The following is a 17303-nucleotide window of genomic DNA, read 5'->3' as shown; positions in this document are numbered from 1 at the left end:
GTTTATGAGCCGGACGACGACGCGGCCCGCCCGGGAGGAAGCACGATGAAGGCACACGACGGCATGTACATCGACGGCGCCTGGCGCCCCGCCGCGGGCGGAGAGGCCATCGACGTCGTGAACCCGGTCGACGAGCAGGTGATCGGCCGGGTCCCGGCCGGCACCGCCGAGGACGTCGACCAGGCCGTACGGGCCGCCCGTGCCGCCCTCCCGGGCTGGGCCGCCACCCCGCCGGCCGAGCGGGCCGCCCGGCTCACGGCGCTGAGGGACGTCCTTCTCTCGCGCAAGGACGAGATCGCGGAGACGGTCACCGCGGAGCTCGGCGCACCGCTGAAGCTCTCCGAGAACGTGCACGTCGGCCTGCCGATCGCGGTCGCGGGCTCGTACGCCGAGCTGGCCGCGACGTACGCCTTCGAGGAGAAGGCCGGGAACTCGACGGTCCACCTCGAACCGGTCGGCGTGGTCGGCGCGATCACCCCCTGGAACTACCCCCTGCACCAGATCGTCGCCAAGGTCGCCCCGGCCCTGGCGGCGGGCTGCACGGTGGTCCTCAAGCCCGCCGAGGACACCCCGCTGGTCGCCCAGCTCTTCGCCGAGGCGGTCCACGAGGCGGGCGTCCCGGCCGGCGTCTTCAACCTGGTCACCGGGCTCGGCCCGGTCGCGGGACAGGCCCTCGCCGAGCACCCGGGCGTCGACCTGGTCTCCTTCACCGGCTCCACCGCGGTCGGCCGCCGGATCGGCGCGACGGCGGGCGCGGCCGTGAAGCGGGTCGCCCTGGAGCTGGGCGGCAAGTCCGCCAACGTCATCCTCCCGAGCGCCGACCTGGCCAAGGCGGTCAACGTCGGCGTCGCCAACGTCATGTCCAACTCGGGCCAGACGTGCAGCGCCTGGACCCGGATGCTGGTCCACCGCGACCGGTACGAGGAGGCGGTCGAGCTCGCCGCGGCCGCCGCCGCCAAGTACGGTGAGCGCATCGGCCCGGTGGTGAACGCCAAACAGCAGGCCCGGGTGCGGAGTTACATCGAGAAGGGCGTCGCGGAAGGGGCCCGGCTGGTGGCCGGCGGCCCCGAATCCCCGCGCGAGCAGGGCTACTTCGTCGCCCCGACCGTCTTCGCGGACGTGACCCCCGAGATGACGATCGCCCAGGAGGAGATCTTCGGCCCGGTCCTCTCGGTCCTCCTCTACGAGGACGAGGAGGACGCCCTGCGCATCGCGAACGGCACGGTCTACGGCCTCGCGGGCGCCGTCTGGGCCGGCGACGAGGCGGAGGCGGTCGCCTTCGCCCGCCGGATGGACACCGGGCAGGTCGACATCAACGGCGGCCGCTTCAACCCCCTTGCCCCCTTCGGCGGTTACAAGCAGTCGGGTGTCGGCCGCGAGCTCGGCACGCACGGTCTCGCCGAGTACCTCCAGACCAAGTCCCTGCAGTTCTAGGAGAGTTCCCGTGGTTCGCGCAGCCGTCCTTCCCGCCGTGGGCGCTCCTCTGGAGATCACGGACATCGAGCTTCCCGACCCGGGCCCCGGCCAGGTCCGGATCCGGCTCGCCGCCGCCGGGGTGTGCCACTCCGACCTGTCCCTGTCCAACGGCACCATGCGGGTGCCGGTCCCCGCGGTCCTCGGCCACGAGGGCGCCGGCACGGTCGTGTCCGTCGGCGAGGGCGTCACCGGCATCGCGCCCGGCGACTCGGTCGTCCTCAACTGGGCCCCGTCCTGCGGCAGTTGCCACGCCTGCTCACTGGGCGAGGTGTGGCTGTGCGCCAACGCGCTGAACGGGGCGGCCGACGTGTACGCCCGCACCGCGGCCGGCGTCGACCTGCACCCCGGCCTGAACGTCGCGGCATTCGCCGAGGAGACGGTCGTCTCCGCCTCCTGTGTCCTTCCCCTCCCCGAGGGCGTCCCGCTCACCGACGCGGCCCTGCTGGGCTGCGCGGTCCTCACCGGCTACGGCGCCGTCCACCACTCGGCGCGGGTGCAGCCGGGGGAGACGGTCGCGGTGTACGGCGTCGGGGGAGTGGGCCTGGCGGCCCTCCAGGCGGCCCGGATCGCGGGCGCGTCCCGCATCGTCGCGGTCGATGTCTCCCCGGAGAAGGAGGAGTTGGCACGGCGGGCGGGCGCCACGGACTACGTGGTGGCGTCGGAGAACACGGCCCGCGAGATCCGCGCCCTGACCGGCAAGCAGGGCGTGGACGTGGCCGTGGAGTGCGTGGGCCGAGCGGTCACCATCCGCACGGCCTGGGAGTCCACCCGCCGCGGCGGCCGCACGACGGTGGTCGGCATCGGCGGCAAGGACCAACAGGTCACCTTCAACGCCCTGGAGCTCTTCCACTGGGGCCGGACCCTCGCGGGCTGCGTCTACGGCAACTCGGACCCGTCCAAGGACCTCCCGATCCTGGCCGACCACGTCCGGGCGGGCCGCCTGGACCTGGCCGCCCTGGTGACGGAACGGATCGCCCTGGACGGCATCCCGGCGGCCTTCGAGAACATGCTGGCGGGGAAGGGGGACGGGCGCTGGTCACTTTCTGAGTGGTTCGGCGTCGCCCGACGATTCGAGCGTCCGCGGCGCCCGGGTACGGGGGCGCGACCGGGACACGGCCACACCCGCCAGGCACAGCACGCCCCCGCCCAGCGTCATCAACCCCGGCACCTCACCGAGCGCCAGCCACGACATCAGTACGACCAGGGCGGGCACGGCGTACGTCGTCGCGCCCATCCGGCCGGCCGTCGTACGGGCCAGTGCGTACGCCCACGTGGTGAACGCGAGCGCGGTCGGAAACACGCCCAGATAGACCATGTTGAGCGTCGCCGACACCGGCGCGTCCGCCGCCTCGCTCACCAACTGCCCGGCGAACGGCAGACACCCCACGGCCCCGACCAGACACCCGAACGTGGTCACCTGGAGCGCACTCCCGTGCCCGAGGGCCGGCTTCTGCGCGACGACCCCGCCCGCGTACGCGACCGCGGCGAGCAGACACAGCACGACACCCAGCACCGAGGACCCACCGCCCCCGGACATCGACAGCCCGACGGCCACGGCCCCCGCGAACGACACGGCCATCCCCGCCAGCAGCCGGGGCGGCATCGCATCCCCGAGCAGCCGGGCCCCGAGCAGCGCGATCAGGATCGGCCCGATGTTCACGACCAGCGCGGCGGTACCGGCGTCGACCTGCTGCTCGCCCCAGTTCAACGCGACCATGTAGAAGCCGAACCAGAGCACCCCGGATATGGCGATCCCCCGCCAGGCGGCCCGCGGCGGCAACCCTTCCCGCCGTACAAGACAGAGCACCCCCAGCGCCAACAACCCGGCCGACAACCGCCCGAGCGCCAACGCCCCCGGCGAGTAGGCGTCCCCCGCACTCCGGATGGAAACGAAGGCGGAGGCCCACAACACCACGGTGACGACTGCGGCAGCGGGGGCGAGCAGGTGGGTGTGACGGGGGTTCATCATGCTCCAGAGGCTAGGGGCGGTACGAGACGGAGGCTGGCGGATTTCGGACGGGGTGCTGTTCATCGCAACGCCGACGCATCGATGCCGAGGAGTTCCTGAAGTGCCTGCTCACCCGCCGTCGTAACCCTCACCGCCCGCCCCGACCCGACCCGCACACACCACCCCGCACCCAGCGCATGAGCACACAGCGCCGCCCCCGCGGCCCCCGCCAGATGCGGCCGCCGCTCGGTCCAGTCGAGGCACCCCCGCACCAACGGCCGCCGCCCCGTCCGCGCGAGCGGGATCCCCGCCGCCCCGAACCACCCCACCCCCGCCTCCGTCAGCGCGAACCCGGTGTCCTGTACCAACAACCCCCGTACCGTCATCGCGTCGGTCACCGCGATCCCGATCCGCCCCGCCAGATGGTCGTAACAGGTCCGCCCCCGGGCCATCGCGGCCCCCGCGCTCGACTCCCGCAACCCCCGAGGCGGTACGACATCCCCGGGCTCCACCTGCGCGACCAGATCCTCCACCAGCTGGGCCACCCGCCCGTCCGCGAACCGTACGTACCGGTGCCGCCCCTGCCGCTCCTCGGCCAGCAGCCCACCCGCGACGAGCTTGCCCAGGTGCTCGCTCAGCGTCGACGCGGCGACCCCCGCGTGCCGCGCCAGTTCGCCCGCCGTCCACGCCCGCCCGTCCAGCAGCGCCAGCAGACACGCGGCCCGCGTCTCGTCCGCGATCAGGCCGGCGAGGCGGGCGAGGCCGGGTGCCTGGTTCTCCCTGGTGGTCATGGGGCCAGCATGCGGTACGGACACTTCGGCGCCGGCCGAAGTGTCGTTACGTCGGCTGCCGCAGCTGCTCGTACTGTCCCGCCAGCCCGTCGAGCAGCGCGGTGAGGCCCGTCTCGAAGGCCCGCTCGTCGATCTTCTCCTGCTGCTCGGCGAGCAGATGCGCCTGCCCGAGGTGCGGATAGTCCGCGGGGTCGTAGGCCTCCGCGTCGTCCACGAAGCCGCCCGCGAACGAGCCGAGCGCGGAGCCCATGATGAAGTACCGCATCAGCGCGCCGATGGACGTGGCCTGCGACGCCGGCCATCCCGCGCGGACCATTGCGCCGTACACCGCGTCCGCCAGCCGCAGCCCGGCCGGCCGCCGCCCGGGCCCCTGCGCGAGGACCGGGACGATGTTGGGGTGGTCGCGCAGGGCGGCCCGGTAGGAGACCGCCCAGTCGTGCAGCGCGGTCCGCCACTCGCGGCCGTCCTCGAACATCGACAGGTCGACCTGCGCGCTCACCGAGTCGGCGACGGCCTCCAGGATCTCGTCCTTGGTGCGGAAGTGGTTGTAGAGGGAGGGGCCGCTGACCCCGAGCTCGGCGGCGAGCCGACGCGTGGAGACGGCCGCGAGGCCCTCCGCGTCCACCAGCGCTCGTGCCGTCTCGACGATCCGGTCGGTGCTGAGCAGGGGCTTGCGCGGTCGGGCCATGGCGCACATAGTAGGGCTGCACGACCGAAACTAGCAGTGCTAATTTAAATGTGCAGGATCTCGAGTGGGGTGACCGGTCATGAATCTGGGGCTCAGCGACGAGCAGGAAGCCGTCCGGCGGCTCGCCAAGGACTTCGTGGACCGCGAGATCGCCCCGCACGTCATCACCTGGGACCGGGCGGAGGAGGTCGACCGCTCGATCGTGAAGAAGCTCGGCGAGGTCGGCTTCCTGGGGCTGACCGTCGACGAGGAGTACGGCGGCTCCGGTGGCGACCATCTTGCGTACTGCCTGGTCACGGAGGAGCTGGGGCGCGGTGACTCGTCCGTGCGCGGGATCGTGTCGGTCTCGCTCGGGCTGGTCGCCAAGACGATCGCCGGGTGGGGGAGCGAGGAGCAGAAGCGGCGCTGGCTGCCAGGGCTCACCGCCGGCGAGTACGTCGGCTGCTTCGGCCTGACCGAGCCGGGCACCGGCTCCGACGCGGGCAACCTCACCACGCGCGCGGTGCGCGACGGTGACGAGTACATCGTCAACGGCACCAAGATGTTCATCACGAACGGCACTTGGGCCGATGTGGTGCTGCTGTTCGCCCGCTCCACCGACGCGCCGGGCCACAAGGGCGTCTCCGCCTTCCTGGTGCCGACCGACACCCCCGGCCTGACCCGCCGCACCATCCACGGCAAGCTCGGCCTGCGTGGCCAGGCCACCGCCGAGCTGGTCCTGGAGGACGTACGCGTGCCCGCCTCGGCGATGCTGGGCGAGGAGGGCAAGGGTTTCTCGGTCGCCATGTCGGCCCTCGCGAAGGGGCGGATGTCGGTCGCGGCGGGGTGCGTCGGCATCGCCCAGGCGGCGCTCGACGCGGCCGTCCGGTATGCCGGTGAGCGCGAGCAGTTCGGGACGCCGATCGCCGGGCACCAGCTCGTCCAGGAGCTGATCAGCGACATCGCCGTCGACGTGGACGCGGCCCGACTGCTGACCTGGCGGGTCGCCGACCTCATCGACCGCGGACAGCCCTTCGCCGTCGAGTCCTCCAAGGCCAAGCTCTTCGCCTCCGAGGCCGCCGTCCGCGCCGCCAACAACGCCCTCCAGGTCTTCGGCGGCTACGGCTACATCGACGAGTACCCGGCGGGCAAACTGCTGCGCGACGCCCGCGTGATGACCCTCTACGAGGGCACCAGCCAGATCCAGAAGCTCCTCATCGGCCGTGCCCTGACCGGGATTTCGGCGTTCTGAGTAGCGTCTAGGTACTTGCGCGGATGTGGGACCGGCCACATCCGTCGACCCTTGTCCCCATGAGTGACACACCGGGCAAGCAGCAGAACACGGCCGCCTTCTACGGCCAGGCCGTCGCCTCCTTCGCCGTGGCGATGGCCGCGACCGCCATCGGCATCTTCAAGCTGAACGCCGACGCATGGGTACGGGCCTTCCTCGCCATCGCCGTCCTGTACCTCGTCACCTCCGCCTTCACCCTCGCCAAGGTGATCCGCGACCGGCAGGAGGCCACCGAGCGGGCGTTCCACCCCTTCGAAAAGCTCTGAGCGGGCACTCTAAGCGGTTGCTCACCTTCAGCGGTATGGTTGGGGTCCTGTCGGTGAGAGGGGCGAGCGAGCGATGACTACGGCGGAGGAGACGGCCGGCGGCGAAGTGGCGCCGTGGGGTGAGGTCACGCCCGACGCGGCCCGGCGTTTGCTGATGGCCGCCGTGGAGGCCTTCGCCGAGCGCGGCTACCACGCCACGACGACCCGCGACATCGCGGGCCGCGCCGGCATGAGCCCGGCCGCGCTCTACATCCACTACAAGACCAAGGAAGAGCTGCTCCACCGCATCAGTCGGATCGGCCACGAGAAGGCGGTGGACATCCTGCGCACGGCCGCCCGGCGCGAGGGCACGCCGACCGAGCGGCTCGCCGACGCGGTCAGCTCCTTCGTACGGTGGCACGCGGGCGGCCGTACCACCGCCCGGGTCGTGCAGTACGAGCTGGACTCGCTCGGGCCCGAGGCCCGCGCCGAGATCCTCGCGCTGCGCCGGCAGTGCGACGCCGAGGTGCGCGGGATCATCGAGGACGGCATCGCGGCGGGCGAGTTCGACGTCCTGGACGTCAAGGGCACCACCCTCGCGGTGCTCTCGCTCTGCATCGACGTGGCCCGCTGGTTCAACATCGAGGGCCCCTGGACGCCCGACGAGGTCGGCGCGCTCTACGCCGACCTCGTGCTGCGGATGGTGGGGGTCAAGTAGCCCCCGTTGAGAGGCAGAAGCCCGGCTAGAGGTAGAAGCGGGCCACCGACTCGGCGACGCAGACCGGCTTGTCGCCGCCCTCGCGCTCCACGCTGTAGGCGACGGCCAGCTGGACCCCGCCGGCCACGTCCTCGACGCTGCTGATCGTCGCCGTCGCCCGCAGCCGCGAACCGACCGGGACGGGGGCCGGGAAACGGACCTTGTTGGTGCCGTAGTTGACGCCCATCTTCACGCCCTGGACCTCGATCAGCTGCGGGCCGAACAGGGGCAGCAGCGACAGGGTGAGGTACCCGTGCGCGATGGTCGTGCCGAACGGGCCCGCCGCGGCCTTCTCCGGGTCCACGTGGATCCACTGGTGGTCGCCGGTGGCCTCCGCGAAGAGGTCGATCCGCTTCTGGTCGATCTCCAGCCAGTCGGTGTACCCCAGCTGCTCGCCGACCGCCGCCTTCAGGTCGTCGACGGACGTGAAGATCCTCGGCTCTGCCATGTCTCGGCCTCCTCTGCCACTGATGTCTAAGCAACTGCTTAGCATGGTCGGCCGGGAAACCAATGTCAACGGACGGTGGCCCGGGCGGGGTGGGTAGGGTTCGAGGGGTGCCCCAGATTCCTGAGAAGATCCACGAGCTCACGGTCGGCCAGCTCGCCGCGCGGAGCGGGGCCGCCGTCTCCGCCCTGCACTTCTACGAGTCCAAGGGGCTGATCAGCAGCCGCCGCACCGCGGGCAACCAACGCCGCTACCACCGCGACGCGCTGCGCCGGGTGGCCTTCGTCCGCGCCGCCCAGCGCGTCGGCATCCCGCTGGCCACCATCCGCGAGGCCCTCTCCGCACTCCCCGAGGAACGCACCCCCACCCGCGAGGACTGGGCCCGACTCTCGGCGGCCTGGCGCACGGAACTGGACGAGCGCATCAAGCAGTTGAACCGCCTCCGGGATCACCTCACGGACTGCATCGGCTGCGGCTGCCTCTCCCTGGACACCTGTGTCCTGTCCAACCCGGACGACGTCTTCGGCGACCGGATGACGGGCTCGCGGCTGATGGTGGAGCGCCGGAGGGCCAGGTAGCCGTCGCGCGGCCCGTGGTCACTCGTACTCCGTCCCGCCCTTCCGCGTCAGATACGCCGGACTGACCGCCTTGGCGATCGCCCGGCCCCCGGTCACCGGGCTGTACCGTTCCACGGCGGGCCGGATCACCACGCCCTCCCGCAGGTGCAGCCCCCGGCCGGACACCGTCTCGCGTCCGCTCGCGACCTCCAGCACCCGCTCGATGTCGTACGCCCCCTCGTACAGCCGGGGCACCGACGGCAGCTCCCCGTCGAGCAGTTCGGCCGGGTCCAGCCAGCGCACCGTGCCGTCGATCTCCGCGGACACGTCGAAGACGGCGTAACCGAGGCTCTCCCGGCGTCCGTCCGCGCCGTACGTCAGGTCCTGCACCCCGGCCCCGTACACCTCGCCGAAGATGCCGACCCGTCGCGCCCCGAGCCGCTCGGCCAGCCGCGCCGCGACCCCGGCGACCCCGTGCCCGTGCACCGCACGCCAGTAGAGGTTGCGCGGATCCTCCTTCAGGGCGAGGGACTTGGCGCCGAAGCCCTTCGACGAGACGTGCACCCGGTCCTCGCCCGCGAGATACGTCAGCAGACAGGCCGAGCCGTGCAGCTTCTCGGTCAGGACCACAGCCTCGCCCGGTGTGAAGATGTCCGGAAACCGCTGGATGTTCTCGATGTCCACCCAGGGCAGCAGATCGGGCGCGGACTCGACGTCGCCGTTCATCGTGGGCGGGATCGGCGGCACCCACTTGGTGATGCCGAGCAGCTCCGCGAAGTCCGTCCCGTCCAGGGCGGCCCGCGCCAGGTCGACGCCGTCCAGCGCCTTCGGCCGGCACACGATGCCCTGCGACAGCTCGCCGCGCAGCCGCACCGCCTTCACCCGGTCCGAGTTGCTCCCCGCGAGGCGCCCGGTCAGCCCCAGCTCGTCGATCAGCCCGGCCGGCAGCACGGACTGCTCGGGGATGTAGACGGCGGTGTCGCCGGTGCGGTACGCGCCCTTGACGACGACGGCCCGGTACAGGCCCACCTGGGCCAGTTCGAGCGCATCGGCGTTGGGATGCTCGTGGACGGTCAGCACTTCGGCGGTGACGCGCAGCGTCGACATGGGACAGACACCTCGGTTCCTGGGTCGTTCAGTTCGGTTTCATCGCCTCCCAACTGTCCGGACGGGAAAGGGGTGGAGCGAGTGGATTAGTGGCTGGTAACGTCGTGATCTTCGGCCGGCCGAGACGCCGCGCACGGAGTCCTGACGGGACCAACTCCCTTGTCCTCTCCCGCCCTTGACGCCGCCCTCGCGGACATCGACACCGTCTTCAACGGGTTCGCCAGCCTTGCGGAGACCGGCTGCGGCCACTGCCACGCGCCCGAGGAGACGGCCTATCTGCGCACGCCGTACGTGCCGATACCGGTGGACGTGGTCCGGTACTACCTCTACGAGGTGCCCGACCACTTCGACGACCACCCGGCATCGATGCGCCGCCTCCTGCCGCAGGCCGCGCGGGCGATGGCCGACGGCTCCCTGGGCTCGATCGCATACGGAGCCCACGGGCTGACCCGCGCGGACTGGCGCTCCTGGCCGGCCGCGCAGGTCGCCGCGATCGAGGCCTTTCTGCATGCCTGGTGGCAGGACGCGCTCGCGACGCCCGAGCCGCCGTACGGCATAGAGGACATCTTCGAGACCTGCGTGACGATCGCCCGGACCGTGACCCCGTTCCTGAAGGGGTGGGTCGGCGGTCCGGCGGCCGACGCGCACCTCGTCCACATCGCCGACGTCTGGCTCTACGACCTGCTCTCCGACGCCTCTCCGTTCTCCTGGTGGGACGACGACAGTGAGGACGCGGGTGTCGCGGACCTGCGCGCCTGGTTGGCCGGCCCGGGTGCCGCCCGGCTGCGCGCGGCGGGCGAGGACGATCTCGCCCTGCGCTGCGAGCTCCAGGTCCTCCCCGAGGGCGAGCGCTGGGCTCACCCGTACTGGAGCAGCCCCTCGGCCACCAACTGAGCGTTGGACAGGGCCCGTTGTCCGTCCGGCAGGAGCAGCGTGTCCTCCAGGCCGATTCGGGTCGCCAGGCCCAGCCGTCCGGCCAGCCGCAGCACCGGCCAGGCGCCGCCGTCCTCGCCGTGCAGGAGTACCGGGCGGCCGTGGGCGGCCGGGCCGAGGTCGGTCAGAAGGCCGCGCGCGGTCCGCTCCGCCGTGTCCGGTGAGGTGTCCGTCACCTCGGCCAGCACCCTCAGTACCCGTGCGGCGAGCGGTGAGGCGGCGAAGCGGGCCGCGCCGTCCGTGCCGGACCAGATGCCGGCCTCGACGCCGATGCCCAGGTCCAGCAGCGCGGCGGCGATCTCCTCGGCGCCCTGCTCATGCCAGTTGACGGAGGCGTGGTCGGGCAGGGCTGACAGGCTCGCCCAGCTCCGTATCCGCTCCAGGCGGGCCGCCGGATCCGGTTCCGCCCATGCGCCCGTGGTCACGCCGACCGGCACCGACACCCGCGCCCGGATCGCCGCCAGCGTCGGCGCGAGCACCTTGGGCGACAAGGAGTCGTCCCCGCACGGGCTCTTGGGATGGACGTGCACGTCCGTGGCCCCGGCCGCGACCGCCCGCGCCGCGGACTCGGCCATCGCCTCCGGAGTCAGCGGCACCATCGCGCCGTCGGCGGATCCCCGCGATCCGTTCAGACACACCTGCACCATGCCCCAAGCCTGCCAGCTACCACTGACAACAGCCCGGCGGACAATTGCCGTAAAGGAGCCTTGCGTCGATCCGTTTCGCAGAAAGGGGACAAATAGGGGGTGCGGCATCCCCGGCGCACCCCCGCCGTGCTAGGCCGACACCAGCAGCCTTCCGCGCCTTGCGTCCGCCAGGGCCTCGGGCTTGAGCACGGGCCGTGGTACGAGAATTCCGCAGTGAGTGCAGACCGGACCCGCCGAGGGTTCGTGGTCCAGGTCGTACTTCCAGATCAGGCGCTCCCCGCCGCACACCGGGCACCCCGAGCCCGGTTCGCGCTCCAGGGCGGACGTCAGCCGGCGCAGCACCTCGGCCAGCGACTCACGGGGGTGCACCCGCGGGTCGTCGCACCAGGCGACACCGAAACCGCCCCAGGTCAGCCGGTGCCAGTCGTCCACCGTGCCCGGCCTGCGCAGTCCGTCGTGCTTTTCCTTCCGGCGCCGCTCGGCGAAGTCGACCTCATAGGCCAGCCACACCGAACGCGCCTCCTCCAACTCCTCCAGTGCGGCCACGAGCCGCACCGGGTCGGGAGAACGGTCCTCGGGACCGAAACCTGCCCGGGAACTCAAGTGGTCCCAGGTCGCCCTGTGCCCATAAGGAGCGAACCGCTCCAGGCACTTGCGCAGTGAGTACCGCCGCAGTGCCAGATCGCACCGCGGATCGCGGACCTGTCTCGCCAGACTCCGGAAACCGGCCATCGCCCTGCACCTCCGTCACACCTGCACCTGTACTTCGGTCACTTCGGCGTCGTCGTACGGACGTCGCCGAATAGACGTATCGACAAGCGATTCGGCTCCATCCGATTTCCGATGACCCCCATAAGCCGCCTCACCGAGTACCAAAACTTGACGCATGTTCATCTTCAAACCCGGGGATACCGCCGGTAACGTCCCGGCTCACCCCCCGTCGGTTGGAGCTGCCATGCCACGACGCACCTCGCGTACCACCCTTGACAGACTGAGAACTCCCGGCAGGCTCACCGGGTTCCTGAAGGGCGCATCGATATGCGCCCTGATTGCTGCCCTTCTGTCCCCGCTTGCCCAGGCGCCGGCGGCGGCCGCGGCCTCGAACGACTACTGCGGCGGCCAGTGTTCCGACATCCTGCCGCCGGGCGAGAACGGCAACGCGACCCTCGCCCAGATCCTCCTCAACCAGGCCTTCGGCACCCAGCCCGACCACGCCGAGGACCAGCTCGGCCCCTACGCCAACCTGGCCAAGGGCGCGTCCACGCTCACCGATGCCACGATCAACACGTTCTTCAACGACGCGTCGTTCGGGGTCGCTTCCGATCAAGTCGCCTCCACGGAGAAGCCTGCGAACCGCAGCGACGTGACGATCGTCCGCGACAAGAAGACGGGCGTACCGCACATCACCGGTACAACTAGGTACGGCACCGAGTTCGGGGCCGGGTATGCCGCCGCTGAGGACCGGCTGTGGCTCATGGATGTGTTCCGGCACGTGGGCCGCGGCCAGCTCACCACCTTTGCCGGTGGCGCCGCCTCCAACCAGGGCCTGGAGCAGGAGTTCTACCGCAACGCCCCCTACACCGAGGCCGACCTCCAGGCGCAGATCGACAACGCCGTCGCCAACAACGGCACCCGCGGCCAGCAGGCTCTCACCGACGCCAACGCCTACCTCGACGGCATCAACTCCTACATCGACGCCTCCGACAGCGGCCGCTACTTCCCCGGCGAGTACGTCCTCACCGGCCACAAGGACTCCGTCACCAACGCCGGCACGATCGACCACTTCAAGATCACCGACCTGGTCGCGCTGGCCTCCGTGATCGGCTCGCTCTTCGGCGCCGGCGGAGGCGGCGAGGTCAACAACGCGATCTCGCTCATCGCCGCCCAGTCCAAGTACGGCGTGGAGGCGGGCACCAAGGTCTGGGAGTCCTTCCGTGAGCGCAACGACCCCGAGGCCGTCCTCACCGTCCACGACGGCACGAGCTTCCCGTACGCCACCAAGCCGACCGACCCGCAGGGCGAGGCGCTGCCCGACTCCGGTTCGGTGACGACCGAGCCCCTCGTCTACGACGCCACCGGCACCGGCGCGAGCCAGTCCGCCACCGCCGCCTCCGAGACGGCGACCGCGACCGCCCTCAGCTCGGCCAGGCGCGGGATGTCCAACGCCCTCGTGGTGAGCGGCAAGTACACGGCCAGCGGCCACCCCATCGCCGTGTTCGGCCCGCAGACCGGCTACTTCGCACCCCAGCTGCTCATGCTCCAGGAGATCCAGGGCCCGGGCATCAGCGCCCGCGGCGCCTCCTTCGCGGGCCTGAGCATGTACGTCGAACTCGGCCGCGGCCAGGACTACTCGTGGTCCGCGACCACTTCCGGCCAGGACATCATCGACAGCTACGCCGTCGAACTGTGCACGGACGACTACCACTACCTCTACCACGGCACCTGCACCGCCATGGACAAGGTCGAGCAGACGAACTCCTGGGCGCCCACCACGGCCGACAGCACGGCCGCGGGGTCGTACACGATGAGAGTCTGGAAGACCAAGTACGGACCCGTCGAATACCGGGCGACCGTCGGCGGCAAGAAGGTCGCCTACACCACCCTGCGCTCCTCCTACATGCACGAGGCCGACTCGATCATCGGCTTCCAGATGCTCAACGACCCGAGCTATGTGAACAGCCCGCAGACCTTCCAGAGCGCGGTGCAGCACATCAACTACACCTTCAACTGGTTCTACGCCGACTCCTCGCACACCGCGTACTACAACAGCGGCAACAACCCGGTGCGCGCGAGCGGCGTCGACGCCGACTTCCCGGTGTGGGGCCAGGCCGCCTACGAGTGGAAGAACTGGGACCCGACCACCAACACGGCCGACTACACGGCCGCTTCGGCCCACCCCAACTCCATCGACCAGGACTACTACATCTCCTGGAACAACAAGCAGGCCCTCGACTACGCGTCCGCGCCCTGGGGCGACGGTTCCGTGCATCGCGGCAACCTGCTCGAGGACCGGGTGAAGAAACTGGTCGCGGCCGGCGGGGTGACCCGGACGAAACTGGTGCAGGCGATGGCGGACGCGGCCCTCGCCGACCTGCGCGCCGAGGACGTGCTGCCGAAGCTGCTGAAGGTCGTCAACAGCAGTACGGTGACCGACTCCACGGCCGCGGCGGCGGTGACCAAGCTCCAGGCGTGGGTGACGGCGGGCGCCAAGCGCACGGAGACGTCGGCAGGTTCGAAGACGTACGCCAACGCCGACGCGATCCGCATCCTCGACGCGTGGTGGCCGCTGCTGGTGAAGGCCGAGTTCCAACCGGGCCTCGGCAGCGACCTCTACACCGCGTTCAGCAACAACCTGCCGATCGACGAGTCCCCGTCGGCCGCGCACGGACCCACCGGCTCGCACGCGGGCAGCTCCTTCCAGTACGGCTGGTGGAGCTACGTCGACAAGGACATCCGCTCGGTGCTCGGCGAGACCGTGCAGGGACCGCTGGCGCAGACGTACTGCGGCGGCGGAGTCCTCAGCTCCTGCCGGGACATCCTGATCAGCACCCTCAAGACGGCGGCCGGGACGTCGGCCTCGACGGTCTATCCCGGGGACTCGCTGTGCTCGGCGGGCGACCAGTGGTGCGCGGACTCGATCGTCCAGCGGACGCTGGGCGGGATCAAGCACTACAACATCAGCTGGCAGAACCGGCCGACGTTCCAGCAGGTGGTGGAGTACACGTCACACCGGTGACATGGCAGACGTGTCATGTGGTATGTGACATAGCACTGACGGTGGGTCAGATGATGCGGCCCGCCGTCAGTACCACCCGCGCGAGTTCGGGGTGCACGATGTCGCTGTGCGCCCCGGACGGCGGGCCGCCGCGGTTGACCACCGCGGCCGCGTCGACGTTCACGCAGCCCGACGCGGGCAGCGGGCCGGCCAGGGCCCGGGCCAGATCCAACTGTTCAGTCCCCGACACGGCCTGCACCCCGTCGTGGCCCATCGCCCCCCACTCGGGTCCGAGGGTCCGCCCGAGGTCGAAGCCGGCGACCGCGTTGTTCTCGTTCGCCATCCGCGAGGCAAGTGGGTAGAGCGTGCCGAGCGCCTGGTCGAAGTGGGAGTAGCAGCACACCAGCGGACCGTCGATCCGGTTCTGCTGACCCTGCAACACCCCACCCGCGCGCGCGTCCTGAGGCAGCCGGGCCGCGAACGCGTAGTGCGAGAAGGCCCCTTGGAGCAGCGTCACCGACTTCACCGAGTGCACGCCCTCCGGCAGCCCGCGCAGCGCGAACGACACCAGCCGCCCGCCGAAGCTGTGCCCCACCAGATGCACCCGCACCTCCGGTGCCGCGGCGGCCAACTGCCCCACCACCCGGCCGAGTCCACGCTCGCCCACGGTCCCCGCGCGCCGCTTCATCGCGTAGTACGCCGCCTGCCGCAGCAGTTCCTTCGCCCCGTCCCAGGGATTCGGCAACGAGAACCCCTCCGGGTCACCACCGGACCGCAGCGACGCCAGCGCCTGCGCGAACTCGTCGCACAGCGTCGCCGCGTCCCCGGTGAACAGCACGGGCTCGCTCTGCGGGACGCCCTCCGCGAGGGTGTCCGCGGCGAAGAGCGGCTGGGGTCCGCCCGGCACGACCTCCACCAGCAGCCGCACCAGCCGCCCGAACTCATCGAGTTCGTTGTCCGGCCGCTGGTCCAGCATGCGGGCGATCTGGTCGACCACGGTGGCCCGCCCGGGGAACGCCTCGAACAGCGCGTGCCGGGTGTCCTTGTCGAGGGCCGACTCCGACGCCGGGGCCGCCTCCGCTTCCATGGCCACCACGGACTTCGGGAAGTCGGGGATCGGCTCGTCGCAGAACCGCATCGACGGCCAGACCACGCCCACGTACCCGATCTTCGCCTTCGGCGCGAGCTTCGGGATCGGCGCGAAGAACCGCCGGTAGAGGGAGGTCGCGCCCGAACGGTCGTTGTTCCAGCCGTGCGCGAAGACGATCAGGTCATGCACGCCGCGGTCCGGGACCTCGGCCAGCAGCCGGTCGCGCTCCCGCCCGTCCGGGTCCCCGTCCGCGTCGAAGGTCAGCTCCCAGTAAGGAGTCACGCTCATTGCGGGCTGTGCCATGACTGGCCCCCTCGTCCCCCGTAGTGGTGCGATGTGGGCGCATCGTCCTCCCACCGGGCAACGATGGCCATACGCCGCGAGTCACTTGTAGAGGAGGTATTCCTTTCGAATCCGCCGGAATCCCGCCAGTTCCTCCTGCCAGCCCGCCACCACCTCGTCGGTGCTCGCGCCTGCGTCGATCCGTGTCCGCACGTCGGTGGAGCCGGTGAGTCTGTCGATCCAGTTGTCGGAGCGCCAACCGAAGCCGCTCCACACCTTCTTGGCGGTCACCAGCAGGGCGACTCCGGTACGGACGGGGTCGTACGACGTCCGGTCGTGCACGTGGATCTGAACGCCGCCGATGGTCTTGCCCTGGAACTTGGAGAAGGTCGGCGCGAAGTACGCCTCCCTGAAGTGCACGCCGGGCAGGGCGAGTTCGTTCGCCGCGGCCGCCCAGCGGCCGTCGATGCCGTCCGCGCCGAGGAGTTCGAAGGGGCGGGTGGTGCCGCGGCCCTCGGAGAGGTTCGTGCCCTCGAACATGCAGGTGCCGGAGTACACGAGCGCGGTGTCGGGGGTCGGCATGTTGGGGCTCGGCGGGACCCAGGGGAGGGCGGAGGCGTCGTAGAACTCCGAGCGCTGCCAACCCGTCATGAGGACGGTCTCCAGGGGGACGGGGGCGGCGAGGAACTCGCCGTTGAACAGGCGGGCGAGCTCGGCGACCGTCATGCCGTGTGCCTGGGAGATCGGCTGCCGGCCGACGAACGTCGCGAACTCCCTGTGCAGGACCGGGCCTTGGGCCGTTCGGCCGGTCACGGGGTTGGGGCGGTCCAGGACGACGAAGCGTTTGCCGGCCAGCTGGGCCGCCTCCATGCAGTCGTAGAGCGTCCAGATATACGTGTAGAAGCGGGCGCCGACGTCCTGGATGTCGAACACGACGGTGTCGACGGCGGCGCTGGTGAAGATGTCCGCCAGGGGCCGGCCGCTCTTGAGGTACGTGTCGTAGACGGGGAGGCCGGTGGCGGGGTCGTCGTAGCGGCCCTCGGAGCCGCCGGCCTGGGCCGTGCCGCGGAAGCCGTGCTCCGGGCCGAAGACGGCGACGAGGTTCACGCGGGGGTCTTTGTGCATGACGTCGACGATGTGGTGGGCGTCTCTGGTGATGCCGGTGGGGTTGGTGACGATTCCTACGCGTCGGCCGTCCAGTCGTGCGTAGCCGCCGGCTGCGAGGCGTTCGAAGCCGGTGTGGAGGGGGTTGCGGCGTTCGGCTGTGGCGGTGGGGGCTGCTGCGGTGAGGGATGTTGCTGCCGTTGTCGCTGCGAGGAGGGCTCGTCTGGATAGGCGCATGGGGGGCAAGG

The 17303-nt window shown here is 70.9% G+C and carries 16 protein-coding genes and 1 pseudogene; 8 read left to right on the top strand and 9 right to left on the bottom strand.

What is annotated here, in order from left to right:
* Positions 1-45: 45 nt before the first annotated feature.
* Positions 46-1434: an aldehyde dehydrogenase family protein gene (locus ACQEWB_RS09955; protein WP_432829207.1), complete on the top strand. Its 1389-nt coding sequence runs from the start codon at positions 46-48 to the stop codon at positions 1432-1434.
* Positions 1435-1444: 10 nt separating this feature from the next.
* Positions 1445-2523 (top strand): annotated as a pseudogene (locus tag ACQEWB_RS09950) (Zn-dependent alcohol dehydrogenase).
* On the opposite strand, the gene ACQEWB_RS09945 reads toward ACQEWB_RS09950, so the two are convergent.
* The 3 genes from ACQEWB_RS09945 to ACQEWB_RS09935 all read right to left on the bottom strand — a co-directional run bounded on the left by ACQEWB_RS09945 (position 2513) and on the right by ACQEWB_RS09935 (position 4903).
* Entirely contained in the window at positions 2513-3442 is a 930-nt protein-coding gene (locus ACQEWB_RS09945; RefSeq protein ID WP_432843724.1) for a DMT family transporter, read from the bottom strand. The pseudogene ACQEWB_RS09950 and the gene ACQEWB_RS09945 overlap by 11 nt on opposite strands.
* A 62-nt stretch (positions 3443-3504) precedes the next feature.
* Positions 3505-4215 carry an ArsR/SmtB family transcription factor gene (locus tag ACQEWB_RS09940; RefSeq protein WP_432829205.1) on the bottom strand — a complete coding sequence of 237 codons (711 nt, stop codon included), beginning with the start codon at positions 4213-4215 and terminating at the stop codon, positions 3505-3507.
* A gap of 46 nt (positions 4216-4261) precedes the next feature.
* Positions 4262-4903 carry a TetR/AcrR family transcriptional regulator gene (locus ACQEWB_RS09935; protein ID WP_432829203.1) on the bottom strand — a complete coding sequence of 214 codons (642 nt, stop codon included), beginning with the start codon at positions 4901-4903 and terminating at the stop codon, positions 4262-4264.
* A gap of 79 nt (positions 4904-4982) precedes the next feature.
* Here ACQEWB_RS09935 and ACQEWB_RS09930 point away from each other — a divergent pair, with 79 nt between their 5' ends.
* The 3 genes from ACQEWB_RS09930 (at position 4983) to ACQEWB_RS09920 (ending at position 7136) form a co-directional block, all read left to right on the top strand.
* Positions 4983-6134 (top strand): acyl-CoA dehydrogenase family protein, encoded by a 1152-nt coding sequence (locus ACQEWB_RS09930; protein WP_432829201.1) that lies wholly within the window; start codon positions 4983-4985, stop codon positions 6132-6134.
* Between the two features lie 59 nt (positions 6135-6193).
* Entirely contained in the window at positions 6194-6439 is a 246-nt protein-coding gene (locus tag ACQEWB_RS09925; protein WP_360840954.1) for a YiaA/YiaB family inner membrane protein, read from the top strand.
* Positions 6440-6512: 73 nt separating this feature from the next.
* Positions 6513-7136, top strand: a complete 624-nt coding sequence (locus tag ACQEWB_RS09920; protein WP_432829198.1) for a TetR/AcrR family transcriptional regulator — start codon at positions 6513-6515, stop codon at positions 7134-7136.
* Between the two features lie 25 nt (positions 7137-7161).
* Here the strand turns inward: ACQEWB_RS09920 and ACQEWB_RS09915 are convergent, their stop codons facing one another.
* Positions 7162-7623, bottom strand: a complete 462-nt coding sequence (locus ACQEWB_RS09915; RefSeq protein WP_432829196.1) for a MaoC family dehydratase — start codon at positions 7621-7623, stop codon at positions 7162-7164.
* A 107-nt stretch (positions 7624-7730) separates the two neighbouring features.
* Here ACQEWB_RS09915 and soxR point away from each other — a divergent pair, with 107 nt between their 5' ends.
* Positions 7731-8198, top strand: a complete 468-nt coding sequence (gene soxR, locus ACQEWB_RS09910; RefSeq protein WP_432829194.1) for a redox-sensitive transcriptional activator SoxR — start codon at positions 7731-7733, stop codon at positions 8196-8198.
* A gap of 18 nt (positions 8199-8216) precedes the next feature.
* Here soxR and ACQEWB_RS09905 read toward each other — a convergent pair whose 3' ends face one another.
* Positions 8217-9284 carry an RNA ligase (ATP) gene (locus tag ACQEWB_RS09905; RefSeq protein ID WP_432829192.1) on the bottom strand — a complete coding sequence of 356 codons (1068 nt, stop codon included), beginning with the start codon at positions 9282-9284 and terminating at the stop codon, positions 8217-8219.
* Positions 9285-9443: 159 nt separating this feature from the next.
* On the opposite strand from ACQEWB_RS09905, the gene ACQEWB_RS09900 reads away from it, so the two are divergent.
* Positions 9444-10178 carry a hypothetical protein gene (locus ACQEWB_RS09900; RefSeq protein WP_432829190.1) on the top strand — a complete coding sequence of 245 codons (735 nt, stop codon included), beginning with the start codon at positions 9444-9446 and terminating at the stop codon, positions 10176-10178.
* Here ACQEWB_RS09900 and ACQEWB_RS09895 read toward each other — a convergent pair.
* Both ACQEWB_RS09895 and ACQEWB_RS09890 read right to left on the bottom strand, forming a co-directional pair.
* Positions 10142-10864, bottom strand: a complete 723-nt coding sequence (locus ACQEWB_RS09895; RefSeq protein WP_432829188.1) for a 3-keto-5-aminohexanoate cleavage protein — start codon at positions 10862-10864, stop codon at positions 10142-10144. The two genes, ACQEWB_RS09900 and ACQEWB_RS09895, sit on opposite strands and share 37 nt — an antisense overlap.
* Before the next feature lie 129 nt (positions 10865-10993).
* Positions 10994-11596 (bottom strand): hypothetical protein, encoded by a 603-nt coding sequence (locus tag ACQEWB_RS09890; RefSeq protein ID WP_432829186.1) that lies wholly within the window; start codon positions 11594-11596, stop codon positions 10994-10996.
* Positions 11597-11819: 223 nt separating this feature from the next.
* On the opposite strand from ACQEWB_RS09890, the gene ACQEWB_RS09885 reads away from it, so the two are divergent.
* The gene (locus ACQEWB_RS09885) at positions 11820-14600 is read left to right on the top strand and encodes a penicillin acylase family protein (RefSeq protein ID WP_432829184.1); all 2781 of its coding nucleotides are present in this window, start codon (positions 11820-11822) and stop codon (positions 14598-14600) included.
* A 46-nt stretch (positions 14601-14646) separates the two neighbouring features.
* On the opposite strand, the gene ACQEWB_RS09880 is transcribed toward ACQEWB_RS09885, so the two are convergent.
* Both ACQEWB_RS09880 and ACQEWB_RS09875 read right to left on the bottom strand, forming a co-directional pair.
* On the bottom strand, positions 14647-15972 hold the full coding sequence (locus ACQEWB_RS09880) for a serine-threonine protein kinase (RefSeq protein ID WP_432829182.1): 1326 nt from the start codon (positions 15970-15972) through the stop codon (positions 14647-14649).
* 81 nt (positions 15973-16053) lie between these two features.
* Positions 16054-17292: an exo-beta-N-acetylmuramidase NamZ family protein gene (locus ACQEWB_RS09875; protein ID WP_432829180.1), complete on the bottom strand. Its 1239-nt coding sequence runs from the start codon at positions 17290-17292 to the stop codon at positions 16054-16056.
* Positions 17293-17303 lie beyond the last annotated feature (11 nt).

This window comes from Streptomyces sp. CA-249302, from assembly GCF_050936785.1.
GTDB lineage: Bacteria > Actinomycetota > Actinomycetes > Streptomycetales > Streptomycetaceae > Streptomyces.
This window is presented reverse-complemented; position numbering and strand designations above follow the sequence as displayed.

Bases quoted from the DNA above. Each gene is read 5' to 3' on its own strand.
- ACQEWB_RS09955 (WP_432829207.1), top strand. From the start codon at position 46: ATGAAGGCACACGACGGCATGTACATCGACGGCGCCTGGCGCCCCGCC.
- ACQEWB_RS09945 (WP_432843724.1), bottom strand. From the start codon at position 3,442: ATGAACCCCCGTCACACCCACCTGCTCGCCCCCGCTGCCGCAGTCGTC.
- ACQEWB_RS09940 (WP_432829205.1), bottom strand. From the start codon at position 4,215: ATGACCACCAGGGAGAACCAGGCACCCGGCCTCGCCCGCCTCGCCGGC.
- ACQEWB_RS09935 (WP_432829203.1), bottom strand. From the start codon at position 4,903: ATGGCCCGACCGCGCAAGCCCCTGCTCAGCACCGACCGGATCGTCGAG.
- ACQEWB_RS09930 (WP_432829201.1), top strand. From the start codon at position 4,983: ATGAATCTGGGGCTCAGCGACGAGCAGGAAGCCGTCCGGCGGCTCGCC.
- ACQEWB_RS09925 (WP_360840954.1), top strand. From the start codon at position 6,194: ATGAGTGACACACCGGGCAAGCAGCAGAACACGGCCGCCTTCTACGGC.
- ACQEWB_RS09920 (WP_432829198.1), top strand. From the start codon at position 6,513: ATGACTACGGCGGAGGAGACGGCCGGCGGCGAAGTGGCGCCGTGGGGT.
- ACQEWB_RS09915 (WP_432829196.1), bottom strand. From the start codon at position 7,623: ATGGCAGAGCCGAGGATCTTCACGTCCGTCGACGACCTGAAGGCGGCG.
- ACQEWB_RS09905 (WP_432829192.1), bottom strand. From the start codon at position 9,284: ATGTCGACGCTGCGCGTCACCGCCGAAGTGCTGACCGTCCACGAGCAT.
- ACQEWB_RS09895 (WP_432829188.1), bottom strand. From the start codon at position 10,864: ATGGTGCAGGTGTGTCTGAACGGATCGCGGGGATCCGCCGACGGCGCG.
- ACQEWB_RS09890 (WP_432829186.1), bottom strand. From the start codon at position 11,596: ATGGCCGGTTTCCGGAGTCTGGCGAGACAGGTCCGCGATCCGCGGTGC.
- ACQEWB_RS09885 (WP_432829184.1), top strand. From the start codon at position 11,820: ATGCCACGACGCACCTCGCGTACCACCCTTGACAGACTGAGAACTCCC.
- ACQEWB_RS09880 (WP_432829182.1), bottom strand. From the start codon at position 15,972: ATGGCACAGCCCGCAATGAGCGTGACTCCTTACTGGGAGCTGACCTTC.
- ACQEWB_RS09875 (WP_432829180.1), bottom strand. From the start codon at position 17,292: ATGCGCCTATCCAGACGAGCCCTCCTCGCAGCGACAACGGCAGCAACA.